The sequence below is a fragment of the Amycolatopsis sp. NPDC051045 genome (assembly GCF_040682955.1).
Classification (GTDB): Bacteria; Actinomycetota; Actinomycetes; order Mycobacteriales; family Pseudonocardiaceae; genus Amycolatopsis.
Map to the genome: position 1 here is coordinate 243,743 of NZ_JBFBCC010000001.1, position 21,340 is coordinate 265,082.

At 72.3% G+C, this 21,340-nt stretch carries 29 protein-coding genes; 14 read left to right on the forward strand and 15 right to left on the reverse strand.

Annotated elements, in window-relative coordinates; genetic code table 11:
• The gene (locus tag AB0M80_RS01145) at nt 1-696 is read right to left on the reverse strand and encodes a response regulator transcription factor (protein WP_364558522.1); all 696 of its coding nucleotides are present in this window, start codon (nt 694-696) and stop codon (nt 1-3) included.
• A gap of 42 nt (nt 697-738) precedes the next feature.
• Here AB0M80_RS01145 and hisN point away from each other — a divergent pair, with 42 nt between their 5' ends.
• On the forward strand, nt 739-1,524 hold the full coding sequence (hisN, locus tag AB0M80_RS01150) for a histidinol-phosphatase (protein WP_364557125.1): 786 nt from the start codon (nt 739-741) through the stop codon (nt 1,522-1,524).
• Nucleotides 1,525-1,539: 15 nt separating this feature from the next.
• Here hisN and AB0M80_RS01155 read toward each other — a convergent pair whose 3' ends face one another.
• From AB0M80_RS01155 to AB0M80_RS01175, 5 genes are all read right to left on the reverse strand, one after another.
• Nucleotides 1,540-1,800: a hypothetical protein gene (locus tag AB0M80_RS01155; protein ID WP_003105220.1), complete on the reverse strand. Its 261-nt coding sequence runs from the start codon at nt 1,798-1,800 to the stop codon at nt 1,540-1,542.
• Entirely contained in the window at nt 1,800-2,783 is a 984-nt protein-coding gene (locus tag AB0M80_RS01160) for a TNT domain-containing protein (RefSeq protein WP_364557128.1), read from the reverse strand. Before AB0M80_RS01160 ends, AB0M80_RS01155 begins: the two co-directional genes overlap by 1 nt.
• 108 nt (nt 2,784-2,891) lie before the next feature.
• Nucleotides 2,892-3,821 (reverse strand): hydroxymethylglutaryl-CoA lyase, encoded by a 930-nt coding sequence (locus tag AB0M80_RS01165; RefSeq protein WP_364557131.1) that lies wholly within the window; start codon nt 3,819-3,821, stop codon nt 2,892-2,894.
• Nucleotides 3,821-4,429: a PH domain-containing protein gene (locus AB0M80_RS01170; protein WP_364557134.1), complete on the reverse strand. Its 609-nt coding sequence runs from the start codon at nt 4,427-4,429 to the stop codon at nt 3,821-3,823. Before AB0M80_RS01170 ends, AB0M80_RS01165 begins: the two co-directional genes overlap by 1 nt.
• Nucleotides 4,430-4,514: 85 nt before the next feature.
• Complete coding sequence (locus AB0M80_RS01175) at nt 4,515-5,309, reverse strand: biotin--[acetyl-CoA-carboxylase] ligase (protein WP_364557137.1); 795 nt, start codon at nt 5,307-5,309, stop codon at nt 4,515-4,517.
• A gap of 81 nt (nt 5,310-5,390) precedes the next feature.
• On the opposite strand from AB0M80_RS01175, the gene AB0M80_RS01180 reads away from it, so the two are divergent.
• Entirely contained in the window at nt 5,391-6,419 is a 1,029-nt protein-coding gene (locus AB0M80_RS01180; RefSeq protein ID WP_364557140.1) for a C40 family peptidase, read from the forward strand.
• A 21-nt stretch (nt 6,420-6,440) separates the two neighbouring features.
• Here the strand turns inward: AB0M80_RS01180 and AB0M80_RS01185 are convergent, their stop codons facing one another.
• A complete protein-coding gene (locus AB0M80_RS01185; protein ID WP_364557143.1) occupies nt 6,441-7,088 on the reverse strand; it encodes a response regulator transcription factor in 648 nt (215 codons plus the stop codon).
• The gene (locus tag AB0M80_RS01190; protein ID WP_364557146.1) at nt 7,085-8,191 is read right to left on the reverse strand and encodes a histidine kinase; all 1,107 of its coding nucleotides are present in this window, start codon (nt 8,189-8,191) and stop codon (nt 7,085-7,087) included. The genes AB0M80_RS01185 and AB0M80_RS01190 overlap by 4 nt, the downstream gene beginning before the upstream one ends.
• 192 nt (nt 8,192-8,383) lie before the next feature.
• Here AB0M80_RS01190 and AB0M80_RS01195 point away from each other — a divergent pair, with 192 nt between their 5' ends.
• The 4 genes from AB0M80_RS01195 to AB0M80_RS01210 all read left to right on the forward strand — a co-directional run bounded on the left by AB0M80_RS01195 (nt 8,384) and on the right by AB0M80_RS01210 (nt 10,451).
• Nucleotides 8,384-8,710, forward strand: coding sequence for a DUF6223 family protein (locus AB0M80_RS01195; protein ID WP_364557149.1), 327 nt, complete (start codon nt 8,384-8,386; stop codon nt 8,708-8,710).
• Nucleotides 8,711-8,721: 11 nt separating this feature from the next.
• Entirely contained in the window at nt 8,722-9,060 is a 339-nt protein-coding gene (locus AB0M80_RS01200) for a VOC family protein (RefSeq protein WP_364557151.1), read from the forward strand.
• Nucleotides 9,061-9,115: 55 nt separating this feature from the next.
• Entirely contained in the window at nt 9,116-9,514 is a 399-nt protein-coding gene (locus AB0M80_RS01205) for a nuclear transport factor 2 family protein (protein WP_364557154.1), read from the forward strand.
• Nucleotides 9,515-9,596: 82 nt separating this feature from the next.
• Complete coding sequence (locus AB0M80_RS01210) at nt 9,597-10,451, forward strand: sigma-70 family RNA polymerase sigma factor (RefSeq protein WP_364557156.1); 855 nt, start codon at nt 9,597-9,599, stop codon at nt 10,449-10,451.
• Here AB0M80_RS01210 and AB0M80_RS01215 read toward each other — a convergent pair.
• Nucleotides 10,441-11,028 (reverse strand): dihydrofolate reductase family protein, encoded by a 588-nt coding sequence (locus tag AB0M80_RS01215; protein WP_364557159.1) that lies wholly within the window; start codon nt 11,026-11,028, stop codon nt 10,441-10,443. The genes AB0M80_RS01210 and AB0M80_RS01215 overlap by 11 nt on opposite strands.
• Before the next feature lie 189 nt (nt 11,029-11,217).
• Between AB0M80_RS01215 and AB0M80_RS01220 the strand changes: the two genes are divergently transcribed.
• Together AB0M80_RS01220 and AB0M80_RS01225 are read left to right on the forward strand one after the other, a co-directional pair.
• Entirely contained in the window at nt 11,218-12,036 is an 819-nt protein-coding gene (locus tag AB0M80_RS01220; protein ID WP_364557161.1) for a class I SAM-dependent methyltransferase, read from the forward strand.
• Between the two features lie 25 nt (nt 12,037-12,061).
• Nucleotides 12,062-12,712, forward strand: a complete 651-nt coding sequence (locus tag AB0M80_RS01225) for a TetR/AcrR family transcriptional regulator (RefSeq protein WP_364557163.1) — start codon at nt 12,062-12,064, stop codon at nt 12,710-12,712.
• A 422-nt stretch (nt 12,713-13,134) separates the two neighbouring features.
• Here AB0M80_RS01225 and AB0M80_RS01230 read toward each other — a convergent pair whose 3' ends face one another.
• A complete protein-coding gene (locus AB0M80_RS01230; RefSeq protein ID WP_364557165.1) occupies nt 13,135-13,518 on the reverse strand; it encodes a nuclear transport factor 2 family protein in 384 nt (127 codons plus the stop codon).
• A gap of 96 nt (nt 13,519-13,614) precedes the next feature.
• Between AB0M80_RS01230 and AB0M80_RS01235 the strand changes: the two genes are divergently transcribed.
• Entirely contained in the window at nt 13,615-14,517 is a 903-nt protein-coding gene (locus AB0M80_RS01235; protein WP_364557167.1) for a LysR family transcriptional regulator, read from the forward strand.
• Here the strand turns inward: AB0M80_RS01235 and AB0M80_RS01240 are convergent.
• Entirely contained in the window at nt 14,474-15,358 is an 885-nt protein-coding gene (locus AB0M80_RS01240) for a transglutaminase domain-containing protein (protein ID WP_364557169.1), read from the reverse strand. The genes AB0M80_RS01235 and AB0M80_RS01240 overlap by 44 nt on opposite strands.
• A 23-nt stretch (nt 15,359-15,381) precedes the next feature.
• On the reverse strand, nt 15,382-16,380 hold the full coding sequence (locus AB0M80_RS01245; protein WP_364557171.1) for a helix-turn-helix domain-containing protein: 999 nt from the start codon (nt 16,378-16,380) through the stop codon (nt 15,382-15,384).
• A gap of 70 nt (nt 16,381-16,450) precedes the next feature.
• Here AB0M80_RS01245 and AB0M80_RS01250 point away from each other — a divergent pair, with 70 nt between their 5' ends.
• A complete protein-coding gene (locus tag AB0M80_RS01250; protein WP_364557173.1) occupies nt 16,451-17,227 on the forward strand; it encodes an NAD(P)H-dependent oxidoreductase in 777 nt (258 codons plus the stop codon).
• Here AB0M80_RS01250 and AB0M80_RS01255 read toward each other — a convergent pair.
• Nucleotides 17,211-17,960: an SDR family oxidoreductase gene (locus AB0M80_RS01255; protein ID WP_364557175.1), complete on the reverse strand. Its 750-nt coding sequence runs from the start codon at nt 17,958-17,960 to the stop codon at nt 17,211-17,213. The two genes, AB0M80_RS01250 and AB0M80_RS01255, sit on opposite strands and share 17 nt — an antisense overlap.
• Nucleotides 17,957-18,814, reverse strand: coding sequence for an NAD(P)-binding domain-containing protein (locus AB0M80_RS01260; RefSeq protein WP_364557177.1), 858 nt, complete (start codon nt 18,812-18,814; stop codon nt 17,957-17,959). Before AB0M80_RS01260 ends, AB0M80_RS01255 begins: the two co-directional genes overlap by 4 nt.
• 82 nt (nt 18,815-18,896) lie before the next feature.
• Between AB0M80_RS01260 and AB0M80_RS01265 the strand changes: the two genes are divergently transcribed.
• Together AB0M80_RS01265 and AB0M80_RS01270 are read left to right on the forward strand one after the other, a co-directional pair.
• Nucleotides 18,897-19,262 carry a helix-turn-helix domain-containing protein gene (locus AB0M80_RS01265; RefSeq protein ID WP_364557179.1) on the forward strand — a complete coding sequence of 122 codons (366 nt, stop codon included), beginning with the start codon at nt 18,897-18,899 and terminating at the stop codon, nt 19,260-19,262.
• Complete coding sequence (locus AB0M80_RS01270) at nt 19,259-19,381, forward strand: hypothetical protein (protein WP_364557181.1); 123 nt, start codon at nt 19,259-19,261, stop codon at nt 19,379-19,381. Before AB0M80_RS01265 ends, AB0M80_RS01270 begins: the two co-directional genes overlap by 4 nt.
• A gap of 22 nt (nt 19,382-19,403) precedes the next feature.
• On the opposite strand, the gene AB0M80_RS01275 is transcribed toward AB0M80_RS01270, so the two are convergent.
• Nucleotides 19,404-19,967, reverse strand: coding sequence for an NAD(P)H-dependent oxidoreductase (locus AB0M80_RS01275; RefSeq protein ID WP_364557183.1), 564 nt, complete (start codon nt 19,965-19,967; stop codon nt 19,404-19,406).
• Between the two features lie 77 nt (nt 19,968-20,044).
• Here AB0M80_RS01275 and AB0M80_RS01280 point away from each other — a divergent pair, with 77 nt between their 5' ends.
• Entirely contained in the window at nt 20,045-20,461 is a 417-nt protein-coding gene (locus AB0M80_RS01280; RefSeq protein ID WP_364557185.1) for a MarR family transcriptional regulator, read from the forward strand.
• A 55-nt stretch (nt 20,462-20,516) separates the two neighbouring features.
• Nucleotides 20,517-21,314 carry an SRPBCC family protein gene (locus AB0M80_RS01285; RefSeq protein ID WP_364557188.1) on the forward strand — a complete coding sequence of 266 codons (798 nt, stop codon included), beginning with the start codon at nt 20,517-20,519 and terminating at the stop codon, nt 21,312-21,314.
• The last annotated feature ends 26 nt before the right edge of the window (nt 21,315-21,340 follow it).

Below are 21,340 nucleotides of genomic sequence, written 5' to 3' on the forward strand. Positions count from 1 at the left end.
TTATTCGCTGTTGAAGCGGAAGCCGACGCCGCGGACGGTCGCGATCCGCCGTTCGCCGTCGTGGGTCTTGCTGGTCCGGCCGGCGGCCTCGTCGGCGGCGATGGCGAGCTTCCGGCGCAGCCACGACATGTGCATGTCGAGCGTCTTGGACGTCTTCGACTCGAGGTCGTTCCAGACCTCGGCGAGGATCTCGTCACGGCTGACGACCTGCCCGGCGCGGGTCATCAGCACGCGCAGCAGCTCGAACTCCTTGTTCGCCAGCTGGACCTCGTGGTTGTCCACGGTGACCAGCCGGGCGCCCAGGTCCATCCGCACCCCGCCGGCCTCCAGGACCTCGGGCACCCGGCGGCGCAGCAGGGCACGGATCCGGGCCAGCAGCTCGGCGAGCCGGAACGGCTTGGCCACGTAGTCGTCGGCGCCCGCGTCCAGGCCGACGACGAAGTCGACCTCGTCGGTGCGGGCGGTGAGCATCAGGACGGGCAGCTCGGTGCCGTTGGCGCGCAGGCGACGGCAGACCTCGAGGCCGTCCATCCCGGGCAGGCCGAGGTCCAGCACGAGCAGGTCGACGCGCTGGGCGGCGGTGGCGTCGAGCACCGAAGGGCCGTCGGTGACGACGTGGATCTCGTATCCCTCACGTTCGAGGGCGCGGGAGAGCGGTTCGGCGATAGCCGGATCGTCTTCGGCGAGTAGGACCAGGCTCACCTGGCCAACTCTACGGCGAGCGGGCGTGAAACCATCGTGACCGTGCCTGGCTACGAAGATGATCTGGCTCTCGCCGGCCGGCTGGCCGACGCCGCCGACGCGATCACGACGGCGCGGTTCCGCGCCCTGGACCTGGCGGTGGCGCGCAAGCCCGACCGCACCCCGGTGACCGACGCCGACACCGCGGTCGAGGACGCGATCCGGTCGCTGCTGGCGGCCGAGCGCCCGGACGACGCGGTACTGGGCGAAGAGCGCGGCGGCTCGGCCGCCACGGGCCGCGCGTGGGTGCTCGACCCGATCGACGGGACCAAGAACTTCCTCCGCGGAGTACCCGTTTGGGCGACCCTGATCGCGTTGGTTTCGGACGGCGACCCGGTGGTCGGCATGATCAGCGCACCCCTGCTGGGCCGCCGCTGGTGGGCGGCTTCGGGTTCCGGAGCGTTCTCTTCGGACGCCGCCGGGACCCGGCAGTTGTCGGTTTCGAAGGTTTCGTCCCTTTCGGACGCCTATCTGTCCACAACGGACCTCAACTCGTGGACCGAGTACCACTCGCGCGAGAAGTACCTGGGCCTGGTGGACGCGTGCTGGGAGACCCGCGCGTTCGGCGACTTCTGGCACCACGTGCTGGTGGCCGAAGGCGCCTTGGACGTCGCGGCGGAGTGCATCGTCAACCCGTGGGACGTCGCGGCCGCGCAGGTGATCGTCACCGAGGCGGGGGGCCGGTTCAGCGATCTCGACGGCGTCGGGCGGTACGACAACGGCAGCGCGTTGTCGACGAACGGCCGGCTGCACGACGAAGCGCTGGCGATCCTCAAGCGCTGACGGGATGGGCCGCTTTCAGGAACCGGGCAGCAGGCCGACGGCGCCGCGGGCGACCTGCGCCCAGGCCAGCCGGCCGAAGAGGTAGTGGCACGCCACCTGTTCGCTGGTGAACCGCGCCCAGTCGTAGCGGTTGCCCTGCTCGCGCCAGAACACCTCCCACGCCTCGTCCTCGCCCTGCATCAGGCACCAGGCGTTGTCCACCTCGGCGCCGAGCGAGACGACCTCCGGCGGCACGCCCAGCACGCCGAGCCACCGCTGGATCGACTGGGTGTTCATCAGTCCTCTTCCCCCTTGGCCTCGGCGAGGTAGCCGAGCGTGACGAGTTCGTCGGCCGCCAGCAGGGCACGGTACCGGGTACCGCCGCCGACCTGACCGAACCAGTTCGCGGTCTCCGACCGCCACATCGGCACCGCGCGCACCACGACGTACCGCCGGTATTCGGCGTCCAGCATCCCGGGCGGCAGCGAGCGTTCCGCGAACGGCGTGCCGTCGGCGAAGAACACCCGTCCGTGCGCGGGGCCGAAGCGGTCGAGGACCGTGTCGGCCGGGACCATCACCGGCTCGGGGTGGTCCAGGCTGCCTTCGGGGAACTCCTCGCCCGGCGGCCACGCGTACTCGGGCCCGAGCTCGCTGTGCCCGACGACGAACCGGCGGATCCACACCGCCTGCGTCGCCCGCGCGTACGGCACGTACCCCTCGGTCAGGTGCCGCGGCACCGGCCGCGACGGCGCGGTCGGCGAGCGGCGGAAGCCCGCGGTGACGTTGGTCAGCGCCTGGTCGTCGAAGATCAGCCGGGCGTCCGGGTGGTCGTTGGGGCCGAAGCCGTCCGGGTCCTCGGGCAGCGGCAGCTGGCGCGCCGGCTTGTCCATCGCCACCGGCAGGTGCCCGATCGGGAACATGTGCACCAGGAACAGCGCGACGATGCTCTCCCGTTCGGTGCGCGGCGAGCCGAGCGGCGGCAGCGGCACGGGCGAACCCGGGTTCGGCGGCGGACCGGCCACCGGTGGAGGCGGCCCGGCCGGTGCCGGCGTGACCAGGGGTGCCGGTGTGACCGGAGGTGCCGGCGGGGCCGGGGGCAGCGGGAACGGCGGCAACAGCGGCGACACCGCGTGCGGCCACGCCGCGGGGCTGCCCGAGGGCGGGGTCGGCGCCTCTTCGAAGGCGCCCGAATCCGTCAGGCCGTACCCGGGCAGCTGTACCGGTCCGGTGTCGAGGTCGGCCTCGACCGGTTCGGAGCCCGCCTCGGAAGGCTCGGTCACACCCATCCTCCGGCTCGGTCGGTGCCCTGGGGCACACGCTGTTCGACGCGGCCGCGGCGCTGCCGGTCCCCCTTGATACCGCACCCCGCCCCCGGCGGTGCAACGAGGTCAGTTCAGCGCGGCGACCACGCGGGACGGGCTCGGGCGGCCGAGCTGTCCCGCCATCCAGGCGCTGGCCCCCACCAGCGCGTCCAGGTCGACGCCGTGAGCGACGCCGAGCCCGTCGAGCATCCACACCAGGTCCTCGGTCGCCAGGTTCCCCGTGGCCGATTCGGCGTACGGGCAGCCGCCGAGCCCGCCCGCCGAAGAGTCCACAGTCGACACTCCACATCGGAGCGCCGCCAAGGTGTTCGCCAGAGCCTGACCGTAGGTGTCGTGGAAGTGCACGGCCAAAGTACCGACATCGCCGAACAGCCCGATGAGCGCTTCGACCTGCCCGGCCGTCGCGACGCCGATGGTGTCGCCCAGCGACAGCTGCGAGCACCCCATGTCCAGCAGGCGGCGGCCGGCGGCGGCGACCTGCTTCGCCGGCACGGCCCCTTCCCAGGGGTCGCCGAAGCACATCGAGAGGTACCCGCGCACGTCGAGGCCCGCCTCCCGGGCCCGCGTGACCACCGGCTCGAACATCGCGAACTGCTCGTCCAGCGACGAGTTGAGGTTCTTGCGCGCGAACGTCTCCGTCGCGCTGGCGAAGATCGCGATGTGCTCGACCCCCGCTTCGAGGGCCCGGTTCAGGCCCTTCTCGTTCGGCACCAGCACCGGGTACCGGACGCCTTCGCGGCGGTCGAGCCGGGCCAGCAGCTGCTCGGCGTCGGCCAGCTGCGGCACCCACTTCGGGTGGACGAAGCTGGTCGCCTCCAGCGTCGTCAACCCGGCGCCCGCGAGCCGGTCGAGGAACTCCAGCTTGACCTCGACCGGGACGATCGCCTGCTCGTTCTGCAGCCCGTCACGCGGGCCGACCTCCCAGATCGTGACCCGGTCCGGAAGTTCACCCACCGCGGGGACCCGTTCGGGCAGGCCCAGTGCGCGCGTGCCCATCAGCGGCGTCGTTCGCCGCGGGGCGGGTGCCCGCCGCCCTGGGGCGGCAGCGGCTCGGTGCGCTGGGGCTGTTGAGGCTGCTGGTGCTGCTGCGGGGCGCCCGGCCGGTAGTCGTCGTACGGGTTGTCGTTGACCTCGCGGTAGATCACCGTGTGCACCTTCTCCACGTGCGGGATGTCCTCGAACCGCAGCGGCTCGTCGGAGGCCGACTCGATGATCAGCGTGCCGCAGCCGAAGACCCGGTCCAGCAGGCCGTGCTCGAACTGGACGCTGTTGATCCGGCCCATCGGGATGTCGATGCCGGTGCGCTTGAGCACGCCCTCGCGGGCGATCAGGCGGTCGGTCGTCACGATGAAGTGGGTGGTGCGCCAGCGGACGAACGGTGCCAGGAACAGCCACACCACCAGCACCAGCACGACGACCCCGATGGCGATCAGCCCGATCGAGTTCCACGGCGACGAAGCGTCCTTGGTCATGACCACGCCCCAGGTGCCCGCGCCCAGGGCAACCAGCAGTGCGAGCGTCGGGAAGATCAGTATCTTGATGTGCGGGTGACTGTGCACCACGACGTGCTCTTGCTCGCTGAGCAACTCGTCCGGATAAGCCACGGCGGACGCTCCCAAGGTCGGTGCGGCGGTGTCGTCCCACCGTACCGGCGAGGCGAGGGGGCAGTGGGCGCAACGCCCCGAAGAATCAGGCCGGGCGCACGTGGACCACGTCACCCGCGAAGACGGTGTGCCGCCGCCCGCCCGGCACGTCGACCTGCAGCTGGCCGGCGGCGTCGATGTCGGCCGCGCGGCCGGTCAACGTGGTGCCGTCCGGCAGCTGGACCTCGACGTCCTGGCCGAGGGTCGCGCACTGGGCGCAGTAGGCGCCGAGCATCCCGGCCTTGGTGAGGTCGCCGCCGGCCAGGCGCCATTGCCGTTCGAACTCGTCGAGCTCCCTGAGGAGTGCGACGGCGATGTCGGTGCGGTCGGTGTTCAGGGCGCCCTGCTCGGCCAGTGACGTCGCGGGCAGCCCGCCCGGACCCGGCTGGACGTCGCCGAGCGGCAGGACGTTGAGGCCGATGCCGAGCACGATCGACGGGTCGGCCCCCGCCACGGCCTCGGCGAGGATGCCGGCGCACTTGGCGCCGTTGACGAGGACGTCGTTGGGCCACTTGAGCGTGGCGCGGACGCCGGCCCCGAACACGGCCGCCCAGACGGCGAGCCCGGCGACAATGGACAGCGAGCTCAGCGCCGAGAACGGGACGCCCGGCCGCAGCGCCACGCTGAGGTACAGGCCGCCCTTCGGCGAACTCCACGACCGGGCGCGGCGCCCCACGCCGGCGGTCTGCTCCTCGGCCAGCAGCACGGTCCGGTCCGGAGCCCCGTCTTCAAGGGCTTTCCGCAGGTCAGCGTTGGTGGAGCCGGTGCGCTCGACGACGTCGATCTTCGCGTACCGATCCTTGAGCGCCGCAGCGAGCCGGGAGGCGTCGATCTCAGACATGTGCCCACCATATGGGAGTCCCCCTATCGTGCAAGCTACTCGGTCGTTCACCAAGGGGTGTGCTCTTCTAAGTTGGAACCTGTGACTACCAAGCCGACCTCCTGGGCCCGCGGCGCGGCGCTGCGCGGCCTGGTCGCGCTGCCGCTCGTCGCGGGTCTGGTCACGGCGGGCTGGCTGCTGGCCGACCGGGCACCGGAACCCGTGCCCGCCCCGGCTCAGCTGCCGGTGGTGCGGGACGCGGTGTCGGGCCCGTCGGTCCTCGAAGTCAGCGCACCGGTGAAGGCGCAGGAACCGGGCCAAGGCGCGTCCGGCCAGGGCGGCAAGAGCCCGTTGCAGCAGTGGGCCGACCAGCTGGCCGGGCCCCTCGACATCCCCGCGGACGCGCTGATCGGCTACGCGAACGGTGAGCTGGCGCTGCGGAGCGAAGACCCGTCATGCCACCTGTCGTGGGTCACCCTGGCCGGCGTCGGCGCGGCGGCGTCGAACCACGGCCGCGCCGGCGGGAACCTCCTCGGGCTGTCGGCGGCGCAAACCAAGAAGTACGGCACCGACGCATCGATCGCGGCCGGCCGGGCACTGTGCGCGGGCGGCACCGACCTCGGCGCCGGCCCCGGCTGGTGGAAGGCGATCGCGGCGTACCACCCGGGCAACGAGACCGAGCTGTTCCGCCAGCGCGTGCTCGGCATGGCGCAGCTGTACGCAACGCTCTCGCTCGACCCGGCGTCGGCCGGTTCGGCGCGCGTGCGGGCGGCCCGGTTCGCGCTCGGCCAGCTCGGCCTCCCGTACGTCTGGGGCGGCAACGGCCCGGACGCGGGTGCGGCGGGCTTCGACTGCTCGGGCCTGACGAAGGCGTCGTACGACAGCGCGGGCGTCGCCCTGCCGCGGACGGCGGACAGCCAGTTCCGCGCGCTCCCGCCGGTCCCGCCGACGCAGGAACCGCGCCTGGGCGACCTGGTGTTCTACGGCAGCCCGGCGACACGCATCCACCACGTCGGGCTGTACCTCGGCAACGGCCTGATGATCAACGCCCCGACCCAGGGCCAGGCGATCCAGATCCACACGTACCACTCGAACGGCGACGACTACGTGGGCGCGGGCCGACCCGCCTGACGGCGCACCGTCCCGGTCACGTCAACCTCCCACCAGGCCCGATTCGTAGGCGAACACCACGAGCTGGGCGCGGTCCCGGGCGTGCAGCTTCATCATCGCGCGGTTGACGTGCGTCTTGGCCGTCAGCGGGCTGATCACCATCCGCGCGGCGATCTCGGCGTTGGACAGGCCCCGCGCGACCAAGGCGACGGCCTCCCGCTCGCGGTTGGTCAGCTCCGCCAGCCCCGCGCCGGGGGTGAGCGGCTGGGTGACGAACCGGTCGATCAGCTTGCGGGTGATCGACGGGGCCAGCAGCGCGTCACCCCGCGCGGCCACCCGCACGGCGTGCAGGAAGTCCTCCGGCTGGATGTCCTTGACCAGGAATCCCGCCGCGCCGGCGCGCAGCGCGTCGAAGACGTATTCGTCGAAGCCGTAGTTGGTCAGGATGACGACGTGCACCGCGGCCAGCGCCGGGTCCGCGGCGATGCGCCGCGTCGCCTCGATGCCGTCGACGCCGGGCATCTGCACGTCGACGAGCGCGATGTCCGGCAGGTGCTCCAGCGCCAGCTCGACGGCCTCGCCGCCGTCCGCGGCCTCGGCGACCACCTCGATGCCGTCCTCGACGTCGAGGAGCGCGCGGAACCCGCTGCGGATGAGCGGCTGGTCGTCCGCCAGCAGGACGCGGATCACGCCGGGTCCACGGGCAATTCGGCCTGGACGCGGAAGCCGCCCTCGCGGCGGGGCGCGGCTTCGAGGCGGCCGCCGAGAGCGGCGACGCGTTCGCGCATGCCCAGCAGGCCGACACCCGGCTCCGGCGCGGTGTCCACTGTGGCCCTGCCGTCGTCGTCGACGCGGATGACCAGCGCACCGGGCCGGTGGTCGATCCGGACCGACGCGGTGGCCGCGGCGGCGTGCCGGGCGATGTTGGTCAGCGACTCCTGGACGATCCGGTAGGCGGTCCGGTCGACCGCGGCCGGCACGGCGTCGCGCCGGCCCTCGACCGTCAGCTGCGCGTCGAGACCGGCGGTCCGGGCCCGGCGCACGAGGTCCGGGACGTCGTCGAGCCCGTGCGGCGGGTCCTTGTCGTCGTCGCGCAGCGCCTCCAGGGTCGCGCGCAGTTCCCGGGCCGCCTCCCGGCCGGCGTCCCGGATCGCCAGCAGGGCGGCAGGCACGTCCTCGCCCCGCTTGCGGGCCAGGTGGACGGCGGCTTCGGCCTGCACCTTGATGACCGAAATCTGGTGCGTGAGCGAATCGTGCAGCTCCCGCGCGATGTGCAGCCGCTCCTCGTCGGCGCGCCGCCGCGCGGTTTCCTCGCGGGTGCGCTCGGCCTCGTCGGCCCGGCGCTCTGCCTGGCGCAGCGCCTCTCCGGCCGCTCCGGCGGCGATCAGCCACGCCAGCTGGAGGACGTCCCGCGACTGCGTGAACGCTTCACCGGTGTTGTGCAGGCCCGAAGCCAGGAGCGTGAGCGGGACCGCGACCAGCATCAGGACCGAAGCCACCACCGCGGCGATCCGGTGCCCCGCCCGGACGGCGGCGTACACGGCGAAGAGGTAAGCGACGACGGGTACTTCGAAGCCGGCGGCCTGGTACGCCAGCGCGCACACCGCGGTCTCCGCCAGCACGGCGACCGGCGCCCGGCGGCGCGTGGCCAGTGCCAGCCCGCCGGCCACCAGCGCCGCGTACCCCAGCGCGTCGAGGTCGGTGGGCTGACGCCGTGCGGACAGCCCGGCGATCAGCAGGGCCGCCGCCACTCCGACGGCGATCACCCCGTCCACGATCCGTGCCCGGCTCATCTCCGCACCCTAACCGGGCGTTCACGCGGGGAAATCCCGCGCGCAGAGGATTTCCGGGCTACTGCGGCCGCGGTAGTCCCCCGGTTCCTGCTCCGTGCGTGGCAGCGCGAAGTGCCGACTCCCGCACGACGACGGGCTCGGGGTTCGGCGGCCATGCTCTCCGGCGTCCGATCCGAAAAGAAGGAGCACCTCATGGACGTCCACGTCCTCGCCGCCGTCAGTTCCTACGACCTGACGCCGGGACGGCTCTGGTCCCTGATCGCCGCGCTGCTGGGGCTGGTGGGGGTGGTCGCGGGCGGGCTGGCCCTGGCCCGCGGCCGGGGAGCCGTCGTGGCACTGGCCGGTGGGCTGGCCGCCGCGATCATCGGCGGGTGGGTCGTGGCCGCCGCCAAGGGCGGTCCCGGCACCGGCTACGGGATCGTCGGCGGCTACGCGGCCCTGGTGATCGGACTGGTCGCCCTCGTCCTCGGCGGGCTGGCCACGGCCCGCTCGCGCGGTTTTGTCGGTGGTCGCCGCTAGCGTCACCGAGCATGTACGAAGTCGACTTCGCCGAGTTCCCGTCCACCTCTGCCGCGGCGTCCGGGCAGTTCTTCGAGCGCGCGTTCGGCTGGACGGTGACGCCGTACGGCCCGGACTACACCGACGTCCGGGCCGCCGGGCTCACCTTGGGGTTCCAGTCGGACCCGGCCGAACAGCCACGCGCGCCCCTGCTCACGATCCGCACGGACGACCTGGCGACGGCCCGGAAGGCGGTGGAGGCAGCGGGCGGCGTGGTGACGAAGGAACCGTTCGCCTTCCCCGGCGGGCGCCGCTTCCACTTCCGCGAGCCCGGCGGGAGCGAGCTGGCGGTGTGGTGCCCGGAGGACTAGCGCGACGTCCGGTTTCCGCCGGTGGCGTGCCCGCCGGCACGCCACCGTGATCGTCATGAGCGTCTCCGTTCTCGAAGGCATGTACGCCGCCGAAGCCGAATACTTCGCCACCGGCGACTTCACGCCGCTGCAGCAGTTCTTCGCCCCGGACTTCGTGCTGCACCAAGCCGGAGGACTGCCGTACGGCGGTGTCTGGCGTGGCCACGACGGCCTGCGGCGGTTCTTCGCGGCGATGAGCCGCACGTGGGCCGCCTTCGACTTCGGGGAGCAGACGTTCCTCGCCACGACGTCCCCGCTCGTCGTGCTGACGAACGTGCGGGCCCGCGCCCGCGCCACCGGCCGCGAGCTCGAGTTCCCGATCCTCCAGACGATCACCGTGGCCGGTGGCCGCATCACCGAAGTCCGCCCGTTCTACTGGGACACCGCCGCCATCGCGGCCGCTTGCTCGACGTAACCGGCGGCCCGGATCATCCGGTCACCTCCGGGCGTGGGGATACGTCGAGAAGGCGACGGTGGACACGAGCGAAAGGTGACCGATGGCGAACCTGGCGGCGGAGTTCGAGGCCGAACGCGGCAGGCTGCGCGGGCTGGCCTACCGGATGCTCGGCTCGGCGGCCGAAGCGGACGACGCCGTGCAGGAGGCCTGGTTGCGGCTGTACCGGGTCGACTCCGTCGACAACCTGGCGGCCTGGCTGACGACGGTCGTCTCCCGCGTCTGCCTCGATGTGCTGCGCTCGCGGAAAGCCCGCCGCGAGGAGGCGCTCGAGGTGTTCCCGGAGCCGGTGGACGACGCCGATCCGGCGGACGAAGCAGCGCTCGCCGACTCGGTGGGCCGCGCCCTGCTCGTCGTGCTGGACGCGCTCGGCCCGGCCGAGCGGATCGCGTTCGTGCTGCACGACCTGTTCGCGATGCCGTTCGACCGGATCGCCCCGGTGCTGGACCGCACGCCGGTGGCGGCGAAGAAGCTGGCGAGCCGCGCCCGGCAGCGGATCCGCGGCACCTCCCCGCTACCCCCGGCCGACCTGGCCCGGCACCGCCGGGTGGTCGACACATTCCTGGCCGCGGCGCGCGGCGGCGACCTCACCGCGCTGCTCGACGTGCTGGCCCCGGACGTCGTCCGCCGTGCCGACGCCGCCGCGCTCCCGGTGGGTGCGGCGCTCGAGACGCGCGGGGCCCGCGCGGTGGCCGAGGAGACCCAGGTGTTCGGGAAACGCGCCCGGTTCGCCGAAGCGGCCCTGGTCGACGGCGCGGTCGGCGTGGTCGTCGCGCCCCGCGGACGGCTGGCGCTCGCCCTGGCCGTGACGGTCGAAGGCGAGCGGGTGGCGGCGTACGAGGTGATCGCCGATCCCGGCCGCCTCGCCGCGCTGCACGTCACGCTCCTCAGCGCTTGATCCGGTACAACAGGTGCGTCACGCCGGTGCCCTCGACGACCTCCGGGCCGGTCAGCTTGGTGGTGGCGTCGAGGTGGTCGAAGAGGCGGACACCGGACCCGAGCAGCACGGGGACGAGGTCGACCTGGACGCCGTCGAGCAGGCCGAGGTTCAGGCACTGCTGGGCGATCGTCGTGCTGGCCACCGCGACGATCTTGTCGCCGGCGGTCTTCTTCGCCTGCTCGACGGCGCTGGCGAGGCCGTCGGTGACGAAGGTGAACGGCGCGTCCGGATGCGGCCAGTCCGCGGGCTCTTCGTGGGTGACGACGAAGACCGGGACGCCCATCGGGTGCGTGCCACCCCAGCCCTGGGTCAGGTTGAACAGGCGACGGCCGGTGATCAGCGCGCCGAGGTTGTCCATCGCGGCGCGCAGCATCTTCGCGCTGGCTTCGGAGGTCTTGAAGGTGGCCCAGTCGACGGCGGTGGGGACCTCGACGTCGCCGTTGCCGTACCACCCGAACAGGTGATCGACGCGGTCTTCCGGGTCGGCCACGAAGCCGTCGAGGGACATGGACATGTTGGCGATGACGTCGGCCATGGTGGGCTCCTTTTAGCTGGCCAGCTGCGGTTCCTTGCTGGGGGTGAAGTCTGCCGCGACCGCACGGCCGGAAGATCGGCCACCTGGCTGATATCCGGCGGCGGGTGGCCGACACCTTGACAGCCACCACCGGCCGCGGCACCATGAACACGTGTTCATGAACGTGCGTTCATAACGGAGGGGACGGGCATGACCGGCATCGTCAACACCGCGCAGGCAGAGGCGTGGAACGGCTACGAGGGCGAACACTGGGCGGCACACGCCGACCGCTACGACGCCGTGAACAGCGGCTTCAACGGCTGTCTGCTCGATCGGGTGGACGCGGAGGATCGGGTGCTCGACATCGGCTGCGGCAACGGCCAGCTGACGCGGCTCGCCGCGGCTCGCGCCCGGTCCGCGATCGGCGTCGACCTGTCCGGGCCGATGCTCGCGACCGCGCGGGCGCGGGCGGCCGAGGTGCCGAACGTGGCGTTCGAGCAGGGTGACGTCCAGGTCCACCCGTTCGCCGAAGGCGGGTTCGACCTGGCGATCAGCCGGTTCGGGGTGATGTTCTTCGCCGACCCGGTGGCCGCGTTCGCCAACGTCCGGCGTGCCCTGCGCCCGGGCGGGCGGCTCGCGTTCCTCTGCATGACGGCCCTCTCCGGCACCGATCTCGGCCGGGTGTTCGGCGCGATGGCGGCCTACCTGCCCCAGCCGACCGGGCCGGACGGCAGCGGCCCGACGTCGTTCGCGGACCCGGACCGGACCCGGGCGGTGCTGACCGAAGCCGGCTTCGAAGACGTGGCGTGCACCCACGTCGAAGCCGACCAGGTCTGGGGCCGCGACGTGCCCGACGCGGCGCGGTTCATCGCCGGCTGGGGGCCGGTCCGCCACCACCTGAGCCTGGTCGACAGCGCAACGGCGGCCAAGGCGACCGAAGCCCTCGCGGCGGCGCTGGAGCCGTTCGCGGGTTCGGACGCGGTCCGCCTGCGCGGCGCGGCGTGGCTGGTCACGGGAAGGAGGCCGTGACGAAGGCGCCCGTACGATGGTGGTGATGTCACCGAGGAGAGCCGCCGCCCAGCGGGACGGGCAGTCGCTGCACGACCTGCTGGTCGAGACCGCGCGGAAGATGATCGCCACCCACGGCACGACCGGGATGACCGTGCGCGAGATCGCGCGCATGGCGGGCGTCGCCGACGGCGTGCTCTACAACCACTTCTCCGACAAGGAGGAGCTGGTGGCCCGCGCCCTGCTGGAGCACGTGCGCACGACGGAGGCTGAGCTGGGCGAGCTGCCGGTGGCCGGCGAAGGCACTCTCGAGGGGAACTTGCGCCGCCACCTGGAGTTCGGGCTGGCCCTGCACAAGGTGCTCGTGCCGGCGTTCACCGGCCTGGTCGGGCAGCCGAAGGTGCTGCAGCGGTTCGCGGAGATCAACGAGCGGTCCGGCTACTGGCGCGAGCGGCTGGTGGCCTACCTCGAGCAGGAACGCGCACTGGGCCGGCTGCGCCCGGAGTCCGAAGTGGACGCGACGGCGGTCCTGCTGGTCGGCTACTGCCACGCCTCGGTGATGGCGGCGGTCTTCCCGCACACGGGCCCGCTCGACCCGCCGACGGTGGACGCGGTGGTCCACGCCGCCCTCCACGGCATCGCACCGGCGGACACCGGATCGTCGCCGGCCGAGCCCGGCGTGGTCGCCCAGGCGTGACGTCCCGGGCTTGATGTCCCGGGCTTGATGTCCCGGGCTTGATGTCCCGGGCTTGATGTCCCGGGCTTGATGTCCCGGGCTTGATGTCCCGGGCTTGATGTCCCGGCGGCTGGGGCCTGCGGCTCCGCTCGGCCGTGGGGTCCGACCCGCCTCCCCCACGACCCGGCAAGCCGACTCAAGCCGCACCCTTCCCGCCCGCGCGACCGCCCCGGCGCTCGGCCGGGGTGGGATCCGGCCCCGCGCCAGTGCTCGCCGCGGCAGTCACCCGCCCCACGACCCCACAAGCCGACACAAGCCGCACCCTTCCCGCCCACCCGAACCGCCCCGGCGCTCAACCAAGGTCGGATCCGGCCCCACCCCAGCAGCCATCCGTCCCGACGACCCCGGCAAGCCACCTCAAACCGGCTCCCGGAACAACCCACCTAAACCATCGGGTTGCCGCTCGCCGTGGTCTCCGGGACCTCCTGCACCACGTCCCAGTGCTCGGCGATCCGGCCGTCGCGTACCCGCATCACGTCCGCGATCGCGCTGCCCCGCGAGCCGGGCGTCAGGCGGAGCAGGCTGTGCGTGCAGACGAGGTCGTCCTCGGCGATCACCCGGTGCACGTCCAGGCTCAGGTCCGGGAACCGCGCCACGAACCCGGCCAGGTACCGGGCCGAGGCCTCCGCACTCGCCGGGGCGTGGGGGTTGTGCTGGACGTAGCCGTCGCCGACGTACTCGGCGAAGGCGTCAGCCGGGCGCTTCTCGGTGAAGGCCAGCCGGAGGAAAGCCATGACCACTTCCTTGTTGCGCTGCGATTCCGTCATCTGTGTCCGTCCTTTGTGGAGTTATCGACACCAAGCCCACCATGCGCGAAACAGAAAGGGAAAGACCTGTGGAGTCTGCCGCGATACTCTCCCGGTATGGACGATGTCGAGGTCCGTGAGCTGCGGTACTTCCGCGCGGTCGCCGAAGAGCTGAACTTCTCCCGCGCCGCCGAGCGGCTCGGGATGGCGCAGCCGCCGCTGTCCCGCGCGATCCGGTTGCTGGAACGGCGGCTCGGCGTCCAGCTCTTCGAACGCACCAGCCGGCACGTGTCGCTGACGCCGGCCGGGGCCGTCCTGTTCGCGGAGTCGGCGAAGGCCTTGGACGCCGTCACCGCGGCGGTCCGGCGCACGCGGCGGGCGGGGCAACGGACGCCCGCGCTCGTCGTCACCGCGAAACCGGGCGTCGCGACCGATCTGCTGCGGCGGATCGCCGATGCGCACCCGGATCCGGTCGACGTCCGGGTCAGCGGGTTCGGCGAACAGGCGGAGATGCTGCGCGACGGCCGGGCCGACGTGGCGGTGCTCGGCTGCCAGGGCAGCACCCACCACGGCCTGGACGTCGAGGTGCTCTTCAGCGAGCCGCGGGTGGCCGCGCTGCCGTCGGACCACGAGCTCGCCGGGCGGTCCGCGCTGACCTGTGCCGACTTCGCCGGGCGGCCGACGCCGTGCTGGCCGCTCTCGTCGGCCGCGGACCGGGCCTACTGGTCCGGGCAGGACGTGACCGGCGGGCCGGTGACGCCGGGGCCGGTGGTGCACGACAGCGCTCAGCTGCTGGAGACCGTCGCGCTCGGGCAGGCGATCGCGCTGCTGCCCTCGTCGGTCGCCGAACTGCGTTCGCGGGACGACGTCGTCTACCGGCCGGTGCTCGACGCGACGCCGTACTCGCTGGCCCTCGCCTGGCCGGCCGGGGCGCGGGACCTGCGGATCGCGCGGTTCGTGCGGACCGCCGCCGAGGTCAGCGAAGCACTACCTCGAGCGGGAGCCGTCCCGGCGGGGTGACCGTGCGGATGACCGGCGGCACCCGGACGTCATCGGCCTCGAACGCGACCCGCAGCTGCTCGACGTCCGCGTCGGCCATCAGCTCGGCCAGCTCGTCGGCGCGGGCGAGGGTGGCCGGGGCGAGCGAAACCGAGTCGTCGAGCGCGCCCCAGGTGTCCCACTGGAGCATCTCGTGCTTGTTGAGGGCGGCGAGGTCCAGTACCAGGTTGTGCCACGCATACGGGAGGCCGCGCAGGAACGGGATGTCCAGGTCCGGGGAAACGACCAGCAGGGCCGGGTCGAGCTCACCCGAGCGGGCCGCGGTCCACGCGTCGGGGCCGGTCAGGAACCGGTCGCGGGGGACGTCGAGGAGGTCGAGCTCCGCGTCGTCCACCGGGTCGCGGAAGCCGGGCGGCAGCTGGGGTTCGACCAGCTGCCAACCGTCGTCGCCGCGGACTTCGGCGACGACGTGGTCGATGTACCAGCCGGGCATCAGGTAGCTCGCGAAACCGACGCGGGCGCGGGCCGGGATGCCGTGGTGGCGCGCCATCGAGACGAAGAGCAGCGTGAAGTCGCGGCAGCAGCCGACGATCCGGCTCAGCGGCGGCCGCGGGCCGCCGGGTGGCGCCGGGTCGAGCTCGCGCAGGCGCGCCCACATGTCCGCGGCGTACCGCAGGGTGATTTCTTCGCGGCGGGCCGGCGGGAAGCCGTGCTCGGCGATGTCACCCAAGGCCCAGTAGTGGAACACCAGCTCGGACGCCGCCTCGCGCAGGGCGGCGATGTCACGCGGGGTGGCGTCGAGCCACTCCCCCAGCGGGCCCGGGTCGGTGAAGCGGCTTTGGCTGACGTAGAAGTCGTCCATGACCGCCGACGTTAGCGGGATTTTCAGCCGGCCTGGGCCGCCAGTTCCCCGCGGAACGTCGACCGGTACGCACTCGGTGACACCCCGAGCGCCGCCTGGAAGTGCTGGCGCAGCGACGCCGCCGTGCCGAACCCGGCCTCGGTGGCGACGCGGTCGACCGGGAGGTCGGTCTCCTCGAGCAGCTGGCGGGCGCGCTCGACCCGTTGCTGGGTCAGCCATTGCAGGGCCGAGATCCCGACCTCCTCCCGGAAGCGGCGGGTGAAGGTGCGCGTGCTCATCGCCTCGCGGGCGGCGAGCTCGCGCAGGGTCAGCGGCCGGTGCAGGTTCTCCAGCGCCCACGCCCGCGCGACCTTGGTCGACGACGTGCGGGGCTCGGGCACCGGCCGCCGGACGAACTGGGCCTGGCCGCCTTCCCGATGCGGGGACACCACCGTGCCGCGGGCGACTTCGTTGGCCACGGCGGCGCCGTGGTCGCGGCGGATCATGTGCAGGACCAGGTCGATCCCGGCGGCGACGCCCGCGGAGGTCAACACGTTGCCGTCGTCGGTGTAGAGGACGCACGGGTCGACGTCGACCTCGGGGAACCGGTCCTGGAGCTCTTCGGCCGAGCGCCAGTGGGTGGTGGCCGGGCGGCCGTCGAGCAGCCCGGCCGCGGCGAGCACGAACGCGCCGGTGCAGATCGACGCGATGCGCGCGTCCGCCGGGATGCGGTCGAGTGCGGCTTTGAGCGGCGGGGTCAGCACGCGCGCCAGCGGCTCGTACTCGGCCAGGGACGCGGGGATGAGCACCGTGTCAGCCTCGGCCAGCACCTCGGGGCCGCGGTCGACCGGGATGGTGAAGTCGGCGTCGGTGCGTACCGGGCCGGGTTCGAGCGTGCAGGTCACGACCTCGTACAGCGGCTCGCCGGCCGCCGAGCGCGCCTGGCCGAAGAGGCGGTGGACGATGCCCAGTTCCATCACGAGCATGCCGTGGCGGACCAGGACGGCGACGTGGTGGCGGTGCGGGTGGAGGAATTCGGCCATGGCCCGATTCTTGCACAAGGTGGCCATCGGGCCACTCGATCGAGCCGCGCGGCCGCGTGATCATCGAGGCATGAACGTGTTGTGGGTTTTCGCGCATCCCGAGCCGCGCTCGCTGAGCGGGGCCCTCCGTGACGACGGGCTCCGGACGCTCCGCGAGCTCGGTCACCGCGTCCGGGAGTCGGATCTGTACGCGATGAAGTGGAATCCGGTGGTCGACGCCGCCGACTTCGGCGCCGAAGCCGGGGACGACCGGCTGGTCGTCGGGGCGACGTCGGCGCGGGCGCACGCCCGCGGCGAACTGAGCGCGGACATCGTCGCCGAGCAGGAAAAGCTGGTGTGGGCGGACGCGGTCGTCGTGCAGTTCCCGCTGTGGTGGTACGGCCTGCCGGCGATCCTCAAGGGCTGGTTCGACCGCGTTTTCGTGAAGGGCTTCGGTTACGGCGTCCGCGCCGAGGACGGCCGGACCCTGCGCTACGGCGAAGGCCGGCTCGCGGGCAAGCGCGCGATGGTGGTGCTCACCGCGGGTGCCCGCGAGCCGGCCATGGGACCGCGCGGGGTGAACGGGGCGCTGGACGAGGTCCTGTTCCCGCTGCACCACGGGACGCTCTTCTACGCCGGGATGTCGGTGCTGCCGCCGGTGGCGGTCCACGGCGCCGACCGCGTGCCGGACGACCAGTTCGCCGAAGCGCGGGAACGGCTTCGCGAACGCCTACGGACGCTCGGAACCACCGGCCCGATCCCGTTCCGGACGCAGAACGGCGGCGACTACGACGACGATCTGGTCCTCCGCCCCGACCGCGCGCCGGGCCGCACCGGCTTGGGCGTGCACCTCACGCGGGCAGGGTGAGGCGCTGGCCGAGACCGCCGTCCACGGGGAGGTCGGCGCCGGTGGTGAACGTCGCTTCGAAAGCCAGGAACAGCACCGCGGCCGCCACCTCCTCCGCGGTGGCGTGGCGCTTCAACGGCGTGATCTCGTCGCCGATCGCCTTGAATTCCGCCAGCACTTCGGCCGGGACCCCGGTGACGCCCATCGTCGGCGTGTCGGTGTAGCCGGGGCTGACCACGTTCACCCGGATCCCGCGCGGGGCCAGTTCGGCCGCGTACGTGCGGGCGAACGACCGCACCGCCGCCTTCGCCGCCGAATACAGGCCCATCCCGGCGATCCCGGCCCCTTCGGCCACCGACGTCGTGAACACGAACGAGCCACCCGGCCGGACCAGCGGCGCCAGCCGCCGCGCCGTGAAGTACGCGCCCTTGGTGTTGACGTCGAACGTCCGGTCGTAGAGCTCGGGCGTCGCGTCCTCGTACGGCGTCAGCGTCGAGAACCCGACGTTGACGAACACCAGGTCGAGCTCGCCGAGCGTTTCCGCGGCCACCGCGCCCAGTTCCTCGACGTCGGCCAGGCGAGCCGCGTCCGACGACAGCAGGTGCGCCTTGCCCGGCAGCGTCCCTTCCAGCGGTGAAACGTCCCGGCCGGTCAGCAGCACCTCCGCGCCGCCGTCGAGCAGGGCGCGCACCACCGCCAGCCCCATGCCGTGCGTGCCGCCGGTGACGACGGCCTTCTTCCCCAGGTACTTCACCGGATCTCCTCGATGACGCTGGCGATCGCGTGCGAGCCGTGGCCCGCCGCGACCGCACGGTCGAACAATTCCCGCAGCACAGTGGGCAGCGCCGTGCTGATCCCCTGCGCGCGGCTCGTCTCCACCAGCAGGCCGAGCCCCGCGGCGTTGATGTCCAAAGCGGACACATCGGTGGCGTAGTCGCCGCTGGCGACCTGTTCGCCGATGCCGGGCAGGAACCCGCCGACGGCCGAGAGCCACGCCGACGCCATGGGCGTGAACTTCTCCGGCGTGACGCCCTCGGTCCCGACCAGCGCGAGTGCCTGCAGGTAGCCACCCATGGTCGACCACATCATGCCGAGCAGCGCCAGGTCGTACAGCGCCGCCAGTCCGGCGTCCTCGCCGAGGAACACCGGTGTCCCCAGCACTTCCAGCACGTCGCGGTGCGCCGCGAACGCCGCTTCCGAGCCGCCGTAGAGGATCTGTGCCTCTGGTGTTCCGATACCCTGCGGCACGGCCATGATCACGCCGTCCACGTAGTCGATGCCCTCCGAAGCGGCCCACTTCGCGACGCCACGCGCCTGTTCCGGTGTCCCGGACGTGAGGTTGACCAGCGTCCGGCCGCGCAGCGACGCCGCGTCGAGCACCGGCTGCTGGGTGTCGTATGTGGACAGACAGCTGAGGACGACGCCTGCCGAAGCCGCCTCCGCCGGCGTGGCCGCGAGCCGGGCCCCGCGATCGAGCAGCGGCCCCGCCTTGAGCGGCGACCGGTTCCACACCGAGACGTCGTGTCCCGCCCCCAGCAGCGCCCCGGCGAGGGCGGCACCCATCCGCCCCAGGCCGAGCACGCCCACCTGTTTCTTGCTTTCTCCCATGGATTCCATGCTGCGGGTGCGCTTTACACTGGACAAGTACCGACTAATAAGTCGGGTACCCACCAAAACGTAAGGATCCTGGATGCAGCCTCGAACGTACCGTTGCGGATTGGACGCGGCCGTCGACGTGATCGGCGGCCGCTGGAAGGCCCTGATCCTCTGGGCCCTGCACGCCGAGCCGCTGCGGTTCGGCGAGCTGAAGCGGAAGGTGACGGGGATCAGCGAGAAGATGCTGATCCAGGCCCTGCGGGAGCTGGAGGCGGACGAGATCGTGCACCGTGAGGTGTTCCACGAGGTGCCGCCGAAGGTCGAGTACTCGCTGACGGGCCTGGGTCAGCGGCTGAACACGGCGTTGCTGCCACTGGGCGACTGGGGCGAGGAGAACATGGCCGGGATCGCGAAGCGTCGCGGCGTCACGCCGGCGCCATCGCACACTGTTTCAACGTGATCGCGTTGCCCCGCCTTGAGCGGCAGTTCCTCGATCAGCTTGCGCCACGGCGGCCGGACCTCGACGAGAACGTCCGCGCCCAGTTCGCGACCGCCGTCGAACCGGCCCGGCACGGCTGAGCGCGAAGGCCGCCCCGCTCGCTCAGGCGGTGACCAGGTCCGCGCCGGCGAAGAACGTCTGCGCGGCCGTCATCGCGTCGGCGTCCAGGAGCACGTCACCGGGGCGGCTGCCGTTGCCGAGCAGCACCCCGCCCCAGTTCATGCCGAGGTATTCGGCGCAGAGTTCCAGCGTGCCGATCAGCGGCTGCGCCTCGCGCGCCGTCTCGCTCAGCACGCTCACGCCCCACAGCGTCTTCCCGCGCATCCGCGGCTTGAACTCCACCGGCAGGCGCATCCAGCCCGACCAGTAGTCGAGGTAGAGCTTCACGCTCGCCGCAACGGAATACCAGTACACCGGCGACGCGATCACGATGTCGGTCGCGGCGAACGTCGCGTCCATCAGCAGCTGTTCGTGCTCCCCCGGCGCCGGGTGGTCGCCGACGCCGTGACGGCGGTCCTCGAACGGCGGCAGCGGCACCTCCGGCAACCGGATCCACTGCTGCCCGACGTCTCCGGGCAGTTCCCTCGCCGCGCGCCGGGCCAGCATCTCGGTGTTGCCGCCGGCCCGCGCGGCGCCGACCAGGAACAGGAAGCTGCGGTCGCTCATGTTCACCCTCTCAGTTACTTGCATGTACATATAAATACTGGACCTGGACTATCCTGACGTCAAGAGGAGGCCGGAAGATGACCGTCGACGAACAGGCCTGGGGACGGGTTCTCGTGCTGCACGCCCGGATCGAACAGGAACTCGCCAAAGCCCTGCAGCGGCGCCACGGGCTCGGCCTGTCCGAGTACCGCGCGCTCGGCAAGCTGGTCGCAGGCCCCCGCGGCGGCCTGCGGATGCAGGAGCTCGCGGAAGCGATCGGGCTCAACCAGAGCTCGGTCAGCCGGATGTGCGCCCGCCTCGAAGACGCCGGCCTGACCATCCGCGACCTGTGCGAGGACGACCGCCGCGGCGTCTACTCCGTGATCACCGACGCCGGCCGCAAGCGCTACTCCGAGACCGAGCCGACGTACTGCGCGGTGCTGCGGACCGCGCTCGACAAGGCCGCGGGCGACCCGGAACTGGCCGCCGCGGTCTCCGCCGTCCGCGGCGCTTGACCCGCATATTCCTCGATGGTTATATACCGGCAGAGGCAATCAACGGGAGGACGCCGTGGCCGGACGAGCGAAACTGCAGACCGTCGAGGAACGCCCGGTGCTCCGGCTGGAGCGCCGCCTGAAGCACGCGCCGGAAAAGGTCTGGCGGGCGATCACGGACCCGGCCGAACTCGCGCACTGGTTTCCCGCGCGGGTCGACGTCGACCTGCGTGACGGCGGCACCATCCGGTTCACCTTCCCCGGCGAGGAAACCGCGACGACCGGACGGGTCGTCACCGCCGACCCACCGCGTGAGTTCACCTTCGTCTGGAACGACGACACCTTGCGCTGGCTCATCTCCCCCGACGGCGACGGCAGCCTCCTGCAGTTCACCCACACCTTCGGCCGCGGCGAGCCGGCGATCGCGAAGCTCGCCGCGGGACGCACCGCCGCAGGCTGGGACGTCTGCCTCGACGCCCTCGACGCGCGGCTCGGCGGCCTCGCCTTCGAACAGCCGCAGCAGTGGCACGAGCGGATGGCGTCCTATGTGGAGGAGTTCGGTCTCGACGACGGCGAAGTCCTCGAAGACGGCACGATCCGCTTCCGCCGCGACCTCGTCTGGAAGCCCGTGGACGAGGTCCGGCCGCTGCTGCCGGACGAACCCGGCTGGCGCCTGGTCCACGACCCCCTCGACGGCACCCGCGTCGAGTTCACCGAAGCGGCCGGCGACGACGTCCCGGCGCAGCTCGCCCGGCGGCACGAGCAGCTGGACAAGCTTTTCGCCGCCACCCACGGCGTCGAGCTGCCGGACTGGCCGCCCGAGCGCGTCGAAGCCGTGAAGAAGCATTACGCGGAGCGTCCGACCCAAGGTTGACGCGCGGACGGGGAATCCGCATTACG

Bases quoted from the DNA above. Each gene is read 5' to 3' on its own strand.
- AB0M80_RS01275 (WP_364557183.1), bottom strand. From the start codon at position 19,967: ATGAGCGACCGCAGCTTCCTGTTCCTGGTCGGCGCCGCGCGGGCCGGC.
- AB0M80_RS01195 (WP_364557149.1), top strand. From the start codon at position 8,384: ATGGACGTCCACGTCCTCGCCGCCGTCAGTTCCTACGACCTGACGCCG.
- AB0M80_RS01210 (WP_364557156.1), top strand. From the start codon at position 9,597: ATGGCGAACCTGGCGGCGGAGTTCGAGGCCGAACGCGGCAGGCTGCGC.
- AB0M80_RS01165 (WP_364557131.1), bottom strand. From the start codon at position 3,821: ATGGGCACGCGCGCACTGGGCCTGCCCGAACGGGTCCCCGCGGTGGGT.
- AB0M80_RS01220 (WP_364557161.1), top strand. From the start codon at position 11,218: ATGACCGGCATCGTCAACACCGCGCAGGCAGAGGCGTGGAACGGCTAC.
- AB0M80_RS01240 (WP_364557169.1), bottom strand. From the start codon at position 15,358: ATGGACGACTTCTACGTCAGCCAAAGCCGCTTCACCGACCCGGGCCCG.
- AB0M80_RS01190 (WP_364557146.1), bottom strand. From the start codon at position 8,191: ATGAGCCGGGCACGGATCGTGGACGGGGTGATCGCCGTCGGAGTGGCG.
- AB0M80_RS01225 (WP_364557163.1), top strand. From the start codon at position 12,062: ATGTCACCGAGGAGAGCCGCCGCCCAGCGGGACGGGCAGTCGCTGCAC.
- AB0M80_RS01205 (WP_364557154.1), top strand. From the start codon at position 9,116: ATGAGCGTCTCCGTTCTCGAAGGCATGTACGCCGCCGAAGCCGAATAC.
- AB0M80_RS01215 (WP_364557159.1), bottom strand. From the start codon at position 11,028: ATGGCCGACGTCATCGCCAACATGTCCATGTCCCTCGACGGCTTCGTG.
- AB0M80_RS01235 (WP_364557167.1), top strand. From the start codon at position 13,615: ATGGACGATGTCGAGGTCCGTGAGCTGCGGTACTTCCGCGCGGTCGCC.
- AB0M80_RS01230 (WP_364557165.1), bottom strand. From the start codon at position 13,518: ATGACGGAATCGCAGCGCAACAAGGAAGTGGTCATGGCTTTCCTCCGG.
- AB0M80_RS01245 (WP_364557171.1), bottom strand. From the start codon at position 16,380: ATGGCCGAATTCCTCCACCCGCACCGCCACCACGTCGCCGTCCTGGTC.
- AB0M80_RS01260 (WP_364557177.1), bottom strand. From the start codon at position 18,814: ATGGGAGAAAGCAAGAAACAGGTGGGCGTGCTCGGCCTGGGGCGGATG.
- AB0M80_RS01200 (WP_364557151.1), top strand. From the start codon at position 8,722: ATGTACGAAGTCGACTTCGCCGAGTTCCCGTCCACCTCTGCCGCGGCG.
- AB0M80_RS01155 (WP_003105220.1), bottom strand. From the start codon at position 1,800: ATGAACACCCAGTCGATCCAGCGGTGGCTCGGCGTGCTGGGCGTGCCG.
- AB0M80_RS01280 (WP_364557185.1), top strand. From the start codon at position 20,045: ATGACCGTCGACGAACAGGCCTGGGGACGGGTTCTCGTGCTGCACGCC.
- AB0M80_RS01265 (WP_364557179.1), top strand. From the start codon at position 18,897: ATGCAGCCTCGAACGTACCGTTGCGGATTGGACGCGGCCGTCGACGTG.
- AB0M80_RS01250 (WP_364557173.1), top strand. From the start codon at position 16,451: ATGAACGTGTTGTGGGTTTTCGCGCATCCCGAGCCGCGCTCGCTGAGC.
- AB0M80_RS01175 (WP_364557137.1), bottom strand. From the start codon at position 5,309: ATGTCTGAGATCGACGCCTCCCGGCTCGCTGCGGCGCTCAAGGATCGG.